Genomic DNA, 12,672 nt, shown 5'->3' with positions numbered 1-12,672 from the left:
CATGTACGAATACGACGTCATCGTGGTCGGCGCGGGCGGGGCGGGCCTGCGCGCGGCCATCGCGGCACAGGAAGCGGGGGCGAACGTGGCGATGGTCACGAAACTCCACCCCGTACGGAGTCACACGGGCGCCGCGGAGGGCGGGATCAACGCCGCGCTCCGCGAGGGCGACGACTGGGAGCTCCACGCCTACGACACGATGAAGGGCGCGGACTATCTCGCAGACGCCCCGGCAGCGGAGGCGCTCACCCAAGAGAGCCCGGAGGAGGTCATCCAACTCGAACACTGGGGGATGGCCTTCTCACGGGACGACGACGGCCGCGTCTCCCAGCGGCCCTTCGGCGGCCTGTCGTTCCCGCGGACGACCTACGCGGGCGCCGAGACGGGACATCACCTCCTGCATACGCTGTACGAACAGGTGGTGAAACGCGGCATCGACGTATTCGACGAGTGGTACGTGCTGAACCTCGCCGTCTCCGACGAGGAGCGCCCAGAGGACCGGACCTGTCACGGCGTCGTCGCCTACGAGACGGCGACGGGGAACGTGGAGGCCTTCACCGCCCGCGACGGGGTGATCCTCGCGACGGGCGGCCTGGGTCAGGTGTACGACCACACCACGAACGCCGTCGCGAACACGGGCGACGGTGTGGCGATGGCCTACCGCGCGGGCGTCCCCGCCGAGGACATGGAGATGATCCAGTTCCACCCGACGACGCTCCCCTCGACGGGCGTTCTCATCTCCGAGGGCGTCCGGGGGGAGGGCGGCATCCTCTACAACGACGAGGGCGAGCGGTTCATGTTCGAACACGGCTACGCCAAAAACGACGGCGAACTCGCCTCGCGGGACGTGGTGTCCCGGGCCGAGTTGACCGAGGTCAACGAGGGTCGCGGCATCGAGGACGAGTACGTCCACCTCGACATGCGCCACCTCGGCGAGGAACGGATCCTCGACCGGTTGGAGAACATCCTCCACCTCGCGGAGGATTTCGAGGGCGTCGACGGCCTGGAGGAGCCGATGCCCGTCAAGCCCGGCCAACACTACGCGATGGGCGGCATCGAAACCGACGAGTTCGGCCGGACGTGCGTCGACAGCCTGTACGCGGTGGGAGAGTGCGCCTGTGCGAGCGTCCACGGCTCGAACCGCCTCGGTGGGAACGCCCTGCCGGAACTCATCGTCTTCGGCAAGCGCGCCGGGCGCCACGCCGCGGGCGACGACCTAGGCGACCCACAGGTGCCCGTCGGCAAGGAGGGCGACGTCGAGGCCGGGAGCCTCGAACCGCCGGTCGAACTGGGGGAACCGTGGGGCGGCGACGGCGGGGCGGTGGCCGACGGCGGGGCGGCGGCGACGTCGGCGGAGGCCGTCGTCGAGGGCACGCTCGAACGCGAACGTGAACGCGTCGAACGCCTCATGGACCGCGACGAAGGAACCCAGCACGCGGACATTCGCGCGGCGGTCCAGCGGACGATGACGGAGAACGTCAACGTCTTCCGGGAGGAGAGCGCGCTGAAGGAGGCACTCGTCGACATCCACGCCGCGCGTCAGCGCTACCGCGACGTGTACGTCGCCGACCCCTCGCGGACGTACAACACGGATCTGATCCAGACCATCGAGACGCGCAACCTGCTGGACATCGCCGAGATGATCACCGTCGGGGCGCTGGCTCGGGAGGAGTTCCGGGGCGCCCACTGGCGCAAGCAGTACCAGGAGCGCCGCGACGACGAGTGGCTCAAGCACACGATGGTGTCGTGGTCGGACGGCTCGCCCGAACTCTGGTACAAGCCGGTCGTGCTAGAGGGCGAGGAACAGACCTACGAGCCGAAAGAGCGGAGCTACTGAGCGGCCGACCGTCGCGGCGACGTCGGTCGCCGGGACGTGTCAGACGTCCAATTATTCTGTGTGAGAATTGGCCGGTTGATTTAACAGCCGCCGTCTCAATCTCCCACCAACGCACGTCGACGCGTGCCCGTGCGGGAGCATCGATTTCCCCCGGCTCCGGCCCGGCGTGCCAAGACAACCATGAACTTCAAAGAACTCCTGACGGAAGACCGTGCAGTCAGCCCGGTCATCGGCGTCATCCTGATGGTGGCCATCACCGTCATCCTCGCCGCCGTCATCGGTACCTTCGTCCTCGGACTGGGCGACCAGGTCAGCGAGAGCGCACCACAAGCCAGCTTCAGCTTCGACTTCAATATGTCTGCCGACGAGGTAACAATCACCCACGAAGGCGGTGAGACCCTGGAGAGTAGCCAGATCACGGTGGAGGGTGACGACGGCGCCCCGACCGGTGCCAACAACTTCACCGGTAGTACCATCTCCTCGGGGAACTCCTCTACCTACGGCAGCATCAACAACGGCGAGACGATACGGGTCATCTGGACCAACCCCGCTGGCGGGAGTACGAACACCATCGCCCGCGCCACCGCGCCGCAGTAACGCGCAGTACCGCCTCACACTTTTTTCGGAGACTGCGCCGGAATCTACCGGCCGGCAATCCGGTCCGTGATAATTTTTCTCAAAAATATATATTAATCAAGCAAGTTACTTAGAGAAACGTACGTAAATTATCTCTTGTGATAATTTGCAGGTCGAATTTATCACGCGCTACGTCGTCGGTAAATCCAACACGTCGACGCGTGTCCGTGCGGGAGCATCGATCCCCCCGGCTCCGGCCCGGCGTGTCAAGACAACCATGAACTTCAAAGAACTCCTGACGGAAGACCGTGCAGTCAGCCCGGTCATCGGCGTCATCCTGATGGTGGCCATCACCGTCATCCTCGCCGCCGTCATCGGTACCTTCGTCCTCGGACTGGGCGACCAGGTCAGCGAGAGCGCACCACAAGCCAGCTTCAGCTTCGACTTCAATATGACAAACACCCCTGGAGACGTCACCATCACCCATGAGGGCGGTGAAACGCTCGAGAGTAGTCAAATCACGATCGAAGGCGACAACAACGCACCGACCGGCGCCACGTTTAGCGGTGATGTCATCTCGTCCGGTAATTCGACCCAGATCACGGGTGAAATCAACCCCGGCGAGACGATTCGCGTCATCTGGACCAACCCCGCCGGCGGGAGTACGAACACCATCGCCCGCGCCACCGCACCGCAGTAACGACGCTGCGACGTCACCATCCATTCTTTCGGCGCCAACCGTCCAGAGGGATCAGTAGCGTCGGTTTCGGGTGCCGGCAAATCGGGGTCGACGTCGACCGGTTAGCAACCGATTCGACGCCTTAGTTATCGCTACCGATAATTTTTGGGCCGAACTTATCACTCGCGGCCGCCTCTCACGTTCCACACGTCGACGTGGGCCCGTGCGGGAGCACGTATCCCCCCGGCTCCGGCCCGGCGTGTCCACAAGCCATGCAACTCAAAACTCTACTGACGGAGGACCGCGCAGTCAGCCCGGTCATCGGCGTCATCCTGATGGTGGCCATCACCGTCATCCTCGCCGCCGTCATCGGTACCTTCGTCCTCGGACTGGGCGATCAAGTCAGCGACAACGCACCGCAAACTAGCTTCAGCTTCGAGTTCGACGACGGTGGTGACGGTTACAACGGGGCCACCAGCGACTACGTCAACCTCACCCACGAGGGCGGCGAGACGCTCGAAGCCGCGGACATCGGCGTCTCCGGAGACGACAGTGACGTGAACGTGAGTAGCGACTTCCCGGACGACACCATCGACGCCGGCGACACCGCCAGCTACAACGAGGTCAACTCCGGCGAGACAGTCCGTGTCATCTGGACCAACCCGAACGGCGGCAGCACGAACACCATCGCCCGCGCGACTGCGCCGCAGTAAGCCGGCGACGCCGCACTCCACGTTTTGCGCTCGGCCCGCAATCGTCAGTCTCAGTAGCGACGAGTTCGTACGGCCCTCATGGACTCCGACACGTTTCTGACTCGGGACACGCTGCTGGTGATCGTCCTCCTCGTGGTCGGCATCGGCGGGTCGGGACTCGCCCGTGGACTGCTCCACGAGCAGGGGTACGACACGCTCGGGTCGGCCGTGTTCGTCCTCGGCTACGGGACGATGGTTCTCCTGCTGTGGTGGGGTTGGGTCAGGCCGCTCGACATCACCGGGCCGAGCGGCCGATAGGGTTTCCGGGCGGGGCGCGACCCGCGTCCGTAAACGGAACTTTAATGCCCGATTCCGGGCGAGTTGTGAGTACGAATGCTCCCGTTACAGGTCATCGACAGTTTCCTGCTCAACTACAACGTCGGGCAGGCGCTGCTGTTGGTCTTCATCCTCGCCACGGTCGGGACGCTCCCGTTGAAATCCCGTCGGATCATCGCCGCCAACGCGACCATCTTCGGCCTCGTGTTCATCCTGACGCCGCAGGCGCTGGCGCCGGTCCACTACCTGTTTCTCGGCATCGCCCTGCTGGTCGTCGGCCCGGTGCTGTGGGTGACGGCCGAGCGGTGAGGAGCGCGACGTTTAACCGGGCGAGGATGCAATCGCAGATATGACGAAACCGGGCGTCCCCGGCGGCGGCACACGTAAAATCGACCTTCCCTGTGGGGAGAGCGTAGCCGTGACCGAGTTCGACCTGGGAATGCGGGAGTTCGAGTGTCCCTGCGGCGATGCACACGCCGTCGTGATGGACGTCCACCCTCCGGACCGGTTCCTGCCGGAGTTTCTTGTCGAGGTGTTGCGGGAGACAGTCGAGACGACCAGCGAGGAGATGCCGGAGTTCGACACGCCTCACCTGCTGGGCGTCGTTCTGGAGGAGTTCCCCGCGCAGGTAGCGACGGCGGACCTGAGCGAGGACGGCGACGTGGGCTACGCCCTGCTGTGGGTGACCGACTTCGGCGCCCGGCGCCTCCACGAAGTCGTCGTCGAACTCGTGATCGAGCTGATGGAACACGCCGTCAGCCACGCCGAGGACGACGCCACGATCCGGGAGTTCGAGCGCCAGATGCTCGATTTCGACGTGTCGGCTTTCGTCGACCAGTACCGGCAGGAGCGGGATCTGGACGCCGACGACGTGTACGGTAGCGTTTGAGACGGGCCCCGCGCCCAATCCTGGGAAGGAGGGCGTGCGACGACGTTCGAACGCGGCAGGGCGTCCGACAGTCGTCGGACGGCCGTCTCACTGAACACTAAGACGCTTCCGGCCGTTGTGAGACGTATGCGCCCCCAGTCGACGCAGTACGAGCAACTTCGGGGCGTGCTCTCCGAGGCCGACGAGCCGTTGACTGCGCGTGAGATTCTGTCGTCACTGGAGGAGCACGAGGAGTTCGAGAGCGCCCACCGCGTCGCGACGGTGCTCGGTCGGTGGGCCGAAGACGGCGACGTGGAGGTCCTCCAGGGGAGTCCGTACCGCTATCGACTGAACACCTGACGGTCGCGACGACCGAGATCGCCCGCGAGACCGGTGCTTCCCGGCGGCGACGGGGACGGCCGCGACCGTGGCCACGGATTTCGAAATCCGTAATTTAGTTGCGCATCTCGTACTATTTCGTCGGGCTTATTACGATGTGCGGACTCGAATGCGATGATGACCGACGAGGCCACCGTGGCGGGCACCTCCGCCACCGAATCCGAGAACCGGACCATACTGTTGATCGGAAGCGGCCCGATCCAGATCGGACAGGCCGCCGAGTTCGACTACTCCGGCGCGCAGGCCTGCCGAGCCCTGCAGGAGGAGGGCGCCCGGGTCGTCCTCGTCAACTCGAACCCCGCGACCATCATGACGGACCCGGATATGGCCGATCGGGTGTACATCGAACCCATCACGACCGAGGCCATCTCCGAGATCATCCGGCAGGAACAGCCCGACGGCGTGATCGCCGGGCTGGGCGGCCAGACCGGTCTGAACGTCACTGCCGAACTCGCCGAGGAGGGCGTCCTCGAGGAACACGACGTGGAGATCATGGGGACGCCGCTGGACACCATCTACGCGACGGAGGACCGCGACCTCTTCCGCAAGCGCATGGAGAAGATCGGTCAGCCGGTACCGGCCTCGACGACTATCTCGCTGGAGGACGACGAGTCGGCCGAGAGCATGAGCGAGGACGCCCTCCGTGACCGCGTCGGGGACGCCGTCGACGACGTCGGCGGCCTCCCCGTCATCGCGCGCACGACGTACACACTCGGCGGCTCCGGGTCGGGCGTCGTCGACGAGATGGACGAACTCGTCGAACGCGTCCGGAAGGGCCTCCGCCTCTCCCGGAACGACGAGGTGCTCATCACCGAATCGATTGCCGGCTGGGTCGAACTGGAGTACGAGGTGATGCGCGACGCCGACGACTCGACGATCATCATCTGCAACATGGAGAACATCGACCCGATGGGCATCCACACGGGCGAGTCCGTCGTCGTCACGCCGTCACAGGTGATCCCCGACGAGGGTCACCAGGAGATGCGGGACGCCGCGCTCGAAGTCATCCGCGAACTCGGCATCCAGGGTGGCTGTAACATCCAGTTCGCGTGGCACGACGACGGCACGCCCGGCGGCGAGTACCGCGTCGTCGAGGTGAACCCACGCGTCTCGCGGTCCTCCGCGCTGGCCTCGAAGGCGACGGGCTACCCCATCGCCCGCGTGACCGCGAAAGTCGCCCTGGGCAAGCGTCTCCACGAAATCGAAAACGAGATCACCGGCGAGACGACGGCGGCGTTCGAACCCGCCATCGACTACGTGGTGACGAAGGTGCCGCGGTGGCCGAAGGACAAGTTCACCGACGTGGACTTCACGCTCGGGCCGGCGATGAAGTCGACGGGCGAAGCCATGTCCATCGGCCGCACCTTCGAGGAGTCGCTGTTGAAGGCGCTGCGGTCCTCGGAGTACGACCCGGCGGTCGACTGGGAGACGGTCGACGACGAGGAACTGGAGTCGGAGTATCTGGAGCGGCCGACGCCGGATCGCCCCTACGCCATCTTCGAGGCGTTCGACCGCGGGTACACCGTCGACGACGTCGTCGACCTGACCGACATCAAGGAGTGGTACGTCGAGCGGTTCGAGCGCGTCTCCAGTGCGGTGGCGGCCGCGTCGGAAGGGGACTTCACCGAGGCGGCGATCAAGGGCGTCACCAACACCGAAATCGCGGCGGCGGCCGGTGCCGACGTGGGGTCCGTCGAGACGGCGGTTCCGGGCCGCACCTACAAACAGGTCGACACGTGCGCCGGCGAGTTCGCGGCCCAGACGCCGTACTACTACTCCTCGCGCAAGCCGGAGTTCGTGACCGGCCCGTTCGAGGGCGCGGCGGCGGCGGGCGAACTCCGCGTCGACCGCGACGTAGAGAGCGTCGTGGTCGTCGGCGGCGGTCCCATCCGGATCGGACAGGGCGTGGAGTTCGACTACTGTTCGGTCCACGCCATCCAGGCGCTCCGCGAGGAGGGAATCGACGCCCACGTCGTCAACAACAATCCCGAGACGGTGTCGACGGACTACGACACCTCGGATGGCCTGTTCTTCGAACCCATCACCGCCGAGGAGGTGGCTGACGTGGTCGAAGCCGCCGACGTCGACGGTGTGATGGTGCAGTTCGGGGGGCAGACGTCGGTCAACATCGGCCACCCGCTGGAGGCGGAGATCCAGCGTCGCGGCCTCGACTGTGAGATTCTCGGCACCAGCGTCGACGCCATGGACCTCGCGGAGGACCGCGACCGGTTCAACCGCCTGATGGACGACCACGGCATCGCCCAACCGGAGGGTGGCTCCGCGACCAGCGAGGCCGAAGCGCTCGAACTCGCCAACGACATCGGCTACCCAGTCCTCGTCCGTCCGTCCTACGTCCTCGGCGGCCGCGCGATGGACGTGGTGTACAACGACGAAGACCTGAAGGAGTACATCGAGGAGGCGGTCCGGGTGTCGCCGGACAAGCCGATCCTCATCGACGAGTTCCTCGACGACGCGGTGGAACTGGACGTCGACGCCGTCGCCGACGGCGAGGACGTCGTCATCGGCGGCGTGATGGAACACGTCGAGAGTGCGGGCGTCCACTCCGGCGACTCGGCGTGTATGATCCCACCGCAAGCCGACGAGGTCCTCGACGTGATGGACCGCGTCCGCGAGGTCACCCTCGAAATCGCCCGTGAACTCGACACCGTCGGCCTGCTGAACGTCCAGTTGGCCGTCAAGGACGGCACGGTGTACGTCCTCGAAGCGAACCCACGGTCCTCGCGGACGGTCCCCTTCGTCTCGAAGGCGACGGGCGTGCCCATCGCCAAACTCGCGGCGAAGGTGATGGCGGGCTACGAGCTGGCGGAACTCGACGTGACGGAACAGATCCCCGAGAAGGTGAGCGTCAAGGAAGTCGTCCTTCCCTTCGACCGCCTGCAGGGGAGCGACCCGCGCCTCGGACCGGAGATGAAATCGACCGGCGAGGTCATGGGCACGGCCGAGCACTTCGGCAAGGCCTACGAGAAGGCGCAGTCGGCGACGGGTAAGGCCATCCCGACGGAGGGCACCGCCGTGGTCGACCTCTCGGCCGCGGAGTTCCCCGACGCCGACACCGAGGCGGGACAGGCCCTCCGCGACGGCTTCGGCGACTTCTTCGACGTCGTGGAGTTCGACGACCTGCGCTCGGCGATCCGTACCGGCAAGGTGGACATCATCGTCTCGCGGAACCGCGACGCCCTCGAAGTCGCCGTCGAGGAGGACGTGACCTACTTCTCGACGCACGCCTCCGCCAAGGCCGTCCTCGAAGGACTGCGCCACCACGACGACCCCATCGACGTGCAGGCGACGTCGGACCGCCCCAAGCGCCAGCAGCAGTGGGGCGGCGAGTAGCGGACGGCGCGCGGCCGCTCCGCTAGTCCAGTTTCCCGAGAGCCTCGAAGAAATCGGAGGTCGGGCCGGCGACGCGCATCGGCGAGTCGGCCCGCCCGACGTGAACCTCCGTCGGCGGATCGAGTTCTCTGAGTACCCGCCCGTCGCCCACGACGACCGCCTCGTCGGCGCCGTCGACACGGACCGTTATCTCGCTGTCCGGCCCGACCACGAGCGGCGGCATCCCGTCGCTCGCGCACATCTCGTTGACGACGAGCGCGTCGACGCCGGGGTGGACCAGCGGTCCGGACTCGCTGAGGTTGTACGCCGTGCTCCCGGTCGGCGTGGCGACGAGAACGCCGTCGCCACGGCTCGCGGAGTAACGCGACCCGTCGACGCGGACGTCGACGTCGACGCCGCCGCCGGGGCCGCGGATCGGTCCCTGGACGACCACCTCGTTGGTGGCCGGCGGGGCGGTCCAGTCGTCGCCGCTCGCGGCCAGGCGCGGCGTCTCGCGCACCGTCAGCTCCCCGGCGCGGAAGGCCGCCACCTCGTCGAGAACGGTGTCGACCGCTTCCTCCGGGCCGACGGCGTTGAGGAAGCCAACTTCGCCGAGATTGACGCCGAGGATCGGCGTGCCGTCGGCGCCGCGGGCGGCGAAGAGAAAGGTACCGTCGCCGCCAATACTGACAACCAGATCACAGTCGTCGAAGGATTCGATGGGCGTGCCGTCGAGGCCGAGCGTCCCGGCGGTGGTGGTGTCGACGACCACGGTCACGTCCACCGCTCGAAGCTGCCGGCGCAACTCGCCGGCGAGGAACGCCGCCCGGCCGTTGTCCTTCTGTGCGACGATACCGACGTACATACCCCGCCCTCACCCCGTGAGAAAAAAAGCCCACCGGACGGACAACATTCATGGCATCTCCGGTCGGAGTGCATCTCGATGTGGCATCACGCGGGGACGACCGTCGGGAGCGGTCACCGTGAGCGAGTGGTTGACCGCCGCCGCGACGGACCGGGTGGGCGTGAGCGTCCATGAGCGAGGACGACGACTGGTTCGAGCGAGCCGTCGGCACGTCCGACGACCCGGACGCGTCGGATGAGGACGAGGGATACGGTGACGACGCGACGGACCCGGACGCGTCGGAGGAGGACGAGGGATACGGTGACGACGCGACGGACCCGGACGCGTTCGCGGCGTTCGGGGTGGACGGCGACGCGGACGACGGTGCTGACGGCGGTGACGGGTCGCCGTTCGACCAGGACTTCGCGAGCGCCTTCGAGAACGCCCCGGATCCGGAGGGTGGATTCGGCGACGACGGCGGACCGGGTCTCGACGAGGGCCCGGGGGAGCCAGGCGGCGCACCCGGCGGTACTACCCCCGAATCCTTCGACGACGAGGAGTTCGAGTCGACCATCGAGCGGATCGACCTCGGCATCGAGGGCCTGGACAACATGATCCTCGGCGGCGTCCCGCGGCGCTCGCTCATCTCGGTCATCGGGTCGGCGGGGACGGGAAAGACGACGTTCGGCCTGCAGTTTCTCAACCGGGCGCTGGTCGACGGGAAGCGAGGGGTCTACGTCACCCTCGAGGAGAGCACCGACCGCATCTTCGACACCGCCGAGGAGAAGGGCTGGTCGTTCGCCCAGTACGCCGACGAGGGGCGCCTCGCGGTCATCCACCTCGATCCGGTCGAGATGGCGAACAGTCTTGCGAGCATCCGGAGCGACCTGCCGGACCTGGTCAAGGACTTCGGCGCGGACCGTCTCGTCCTCGACTCGGTGTCGCTCCTAGAGATGATGTACGACCACCCGTCCGACCGCCGGAGTGAGGTGTTCCAGTTCACCCGCTCGCTCAAGGAGGCGGGCGTGACGACGCTCGTGACCAGCGAGGCCAGCGGCGAGAACCCGTACAGTTCCCGGTACGGCATCATCGAGTACCTCGCCGACGCGGTGTTCGTCCTGCAGTACGTCCGGCCGTCCAACTTCCAAGAGACGCGACTGGCCGTCGAGATTCAGAAGATCCGTGACGCGAACCACTCCCGGGAGACGAAGCCCTACGAGATTACCAACGAGGGACTCTCCGTCTACCGGCAGGCGAACATCTTCTAGTCGTCGGCCGGGGTAGTCGCCTCGTCGCGAGCCACCGGATCGAAGCCGTCGAAGTGGACGAACTCCTCGGGCGGGCGACGGAACTTTCGCGGCCGTTCGATGTCGGCGGCCGCTTCCTCGGGGTAGCCGAGGGTGACGAGACAGACGGGTTCGTAGTCGTCGGGCACGCCGAACGCCTCGTGGAGCGCCTCGGCGTCGTAGCCACCCATCGGACAGGAGGCGATACCGCGGTCCCAGGCGGCGTGCATGAGCGCCATCGTGGCGAGGGTACAGCTCTGGACCGTCCAGACGCGGCGGGTCTCCGCGTCGGCGTTCGCGAGGCCTTCGATGGTGTCGAGACGAGCCTCGGCCACCTCCTCGTCGGGGAGGTAGCCCTTCTCGAGGAGGTCCTCGGTGACGCGTTCGGCGTGATCGCTCGGGTCGAGGGTGCCGAGGACGACCACCGCGGCCGCGGCGTCGGTGACGTGTTCTTGACCGTAGGCGACAGATTGCAGTCGTTCGAGATCCTCGCCCCGGACGACGAGGAACTCCCACGGCTGGAGGTTGAACGAAGAGGGGGCGAAACGCACGTCTTCGAAGAGTTCGGACAGCGTCTCGTCGTCGATGTCGGCGTCGGAATACTGGTGTACGGATCGTCGGGTGCGGATAACGTCGTCGAACTCCATCACGAGTGGAAGGGCTCGAACGAACAAGAAGCGGCGGAAGTCGGCCGTACTCGCCGGATTGGGTCGTGGTGCCGACACCCATAGGGTTCATCGGAAGTCATCATAGGTTCTCGCCGGGACGGTTCGACGAGAATCTACGGACAGTTACGACGATCCCTCTCACACTACCGGACGACGGTCACCGGCACGGACGACCGGCGGACGACTCCCTCGGCGACGCTCCCGAGGAGGATGCGGGAGACGCCCTCGCGGCCGTGGCTCCCGATGACGACGTGTTCGAAGGGGTCCTCGCGAGCCACGTCGACGACGACGCGGGCGGGACTCCCTACCTCGATCCGCGTCTCGAGGGGGCGTCCCGCAATCTCGCGCGCCGTGTCGAAGGCGGCCTGGGCGGTGTCGCGGGCGCGTTCGTACCACGTCTCCGAACTCCCGGGGAGTGCCCGCTGACCGAACCCCGACGTGACCGGGTCGACGACGTACAGGAGGGTGACGTCGGCGTCGGGCCACTCCTCGAGGGAGAACTCCAACGCCGTCTCGGACTGAGGTGTACCGTCGAACGGAACGAGGACGTGGTCTGGCATTGCGTCACCGTACGCGAGGCGACTACAAAAACGGTGCCCGGCGACCCCGAACTGGATCGGGATGTCGCTCAGGGGGCCACGGGACGACTCCCGACCGATGCCGGAACACACCACGCTCAGCGAGTTGGACGGCCACCCGCACGCCGAGGTGTTCGAGACGCGCCGCCCCCGGACGGTGCGCCTCGAACTCGACGCCGGGGAGACGGTCCCGAGACACACCCACGAGGGGACGGACGTCGTCCTCCACGTGGTCGACGGCCACCTCGAACTCGCCCTCGACGACGAGACGTACGCTCTCCGTGCGGGAGCGGTGATCCGGTTCGACGGGGACCGCGAAATATCGCCGACCGCAGTCGCGGACACCACCGCACTCGTGGTGTTCGCGCCGACGGCGTAGCCGACCGAACCGCCGGGATCGAAGGCCGTCCGGAGTCCGAACGACGGCGGGATCGTAGTGGTGAGATAACCGTGAGAGTACTACTGCGACGCGCTTGAGACCACCTCGAACGCCCCCCTTTCAGTCCCGCCCGGCGGTGCCGGCTGGCCAGCCGACCCGGGCGGGGCTTTCGAGGTGCCGTCAGTCATTTCGAGAGGAGT

Annotated in this window: 14 protein-coding genes; 11 read left to right on the top strand and 3 right to left on the bottom strand. The window is 66.5% G+C overall.

Translation table 11 applies throughout. The annotated features are described in order from the left end of the window. The first annotated feature begins 1 nt into the window (after position 1). The 9 genes from V8686_RS06770 to carB all read left to right on the top strand — a co-directional run bounded on the left by V8686_RS06770 (position 2) and on the right by carB (position 8,738). Positions 2–1,837 (top strand): FAD-binding protein, encoded by a 1,836-nt coding sequence (locus V8686_RS06770; RefSeq protein ID WP_379703204.1) that lies wholly within the window; start codon positions 2–4, stop codon positions 1,835–1,837. A 180-nt stretch (positions 1,838–2,017) separates the two neighbouring features. Then, on the top strand, positions 2,018–2,434 hold the full coding sequence (locus tag V8686_RS06765) for a type IV pilin (RefSeq protein WP_379703203.1): 417 nt from the start codon (positions 2,018–2,020) through the stop codon (positions 2,432–2,434). Between the two features lie 256 nt (positions 2,435–2,690). Next, positions 2,691–3,113 (top strand): type IV pilin, encoded by a 423-nt coding sequence (locus V8686_RS06760; RefSeq protein ID WP_379703202.1) that lies wholly within the window; start codon positions 2,691–2,693, stop codon positions 3,111–3,113. Positions 3,114–3,364: 251 nt separating this feature from the next. Then, on the top strand, positions 3,365–3,805 hold the full coding sequence (locus V8686_RS06755; protein ID WP_379703200.1) for a type IV pilin: 441 nt from the start codon (positions 3,365–3,367) through the stop codon (positions 3,803–3,805). 78 nt (positions 3,806–3,883) lie between these two features. Beyond that, entirely contained in the window at positions 3,884–4,102 is a 219-nt protein-coding gene (locus V8686_RS06750) for a hypothetical protein (RefSeq protein WP_379703199.1), read from the top strand. 75 nt (positions 4,103–4,177) lie between these two features. Further along, positions 4,178–4,429, top strand: a complete 252-nt coding sequence (locus V8686_RS06745; RefSeq protein WP_379703198.1) for a hypothetical protein — start codon at positions 4,178–4,180, stop codon at positions 4,427–4,429. Between the two features lie 40 nt (positions 4,430–4,469). Further along, complete coding sequence (locus V8686_RS06740) at positions 4,470–5,009, top strand: DUF5815 family protein (RefSeq protein ID WP_379703197.1); 540 nt, start codon at positions 4,470–4,472, stop codon at positions 5,007–5,009. 126 nt (positions 5,010–5,135) lie between these two features. After that, entirely contained in the window at positions 5,136–5,348 is a 213-nt protein-coding gene (locus V8686_RS06735) for a hypothetical protein (protein WP_379703196.1), read from the top strand. A gap of 156 nt (positions 5,349–5,504) precedes the next feature. After that, on the top strand, positions 5,505–8,738 hold the full coding sequence (carB, locus tag V8686_RS06730; RefSeq protein ID WP_379703195.1) for a carbamoyl-phosphate synthase large subunit: 3,234 nt from the start codon (positions 5,505–5,507) through the stop codon (positions 8,736–8,738). Positions 8,739–8,760: 22 nt separating this feature from the next. Here the strand turns inward: carB and V8686_RS06725 are convergent, their stop codons facing one another. Continuing rightward, a complete protein-coding gene (locus tag V8686_RS06725) occupies positions 8,761–9,582 on the bottom strand; it encodes an NAD(+)/NADH kinase (protein WP_379703193.1) in 822 nt (273 codons plus the stop codon). 170 nt (positions 9,583–9,752) lie between these two features. On the opposite strand from V8686_RS06725, the gene V8686_RS06720 reads away from it, so the two are divergent. Next, the gene (locus V8686_RS06720; RefSeq protein ID WP_379703192.1) at positions 9,753–10,829 is read left to right on the top strand and encodes a KaiC domain-containing protein; all 1,077 of its coding nucleotides are present in this window, start codon (positions 9,753–9,755) and stop codon (positions 10,827–10,829) included. Here V8686_RS06720 and V8686_RS06715 read toward each other — a convergent pair. Continuing rightward, positions 10,826–11,494: a nitroreductase family protein gene (locus V8686_RS06715; RefSeq protein WP_379703191.1), complete on the bottom strand. Its 669-nt coding sequence runs from the start codon at positions 11,492–11,494 to the stop codon at positions 10,826–10,828. The genes V8686_RS06720 and V8686_RS06715 overlap by 4 nt on opposite strands. Before the next feature lie 164 nt (positions 11,495–11,658). Beyond that, entirely contained in the window at positions 11,659–12,075 is a 417-nt protein-coding gene (locus V8686_RS06710) for a universal stress protein (protein ID WP_379703190.1), read from the bottom strand. Between the two features lie 97 nt (positions 12,076–12,172). Between V8686_RS06710 and V8686_RS06705 the strand changes: the two genes are divergently transcribed. Continuing rightward, on the top strand, positions 12,173–12,472 hold the full coding sequence (locus V8686_RS06705; RefSeq protein ID WP_379703189.1) for a cupin domain-containing protein: 300 nt from the start codon (positions 12,173–12,175) through the stop codon (positions 12,470–12,472). Positions 12,473–12,672: the final 200 nt, after the last annotated feature.

It is taken from the genome of Haloplanus litoreus (assembly GCF_045690335.1).
GTDB classification, from domain to species: domain Archaea; phylum Halobacteriota; class Halobacteria; order Halobacteriales; family Haloferacaceae; genus Haloplanus; species Haloplanus litoreus.
The sequence above is the reverse complement of the archived record's forward strand: the minus strand, read 5'-3'. Positions and strand labels throughout refer to the sequence as shown.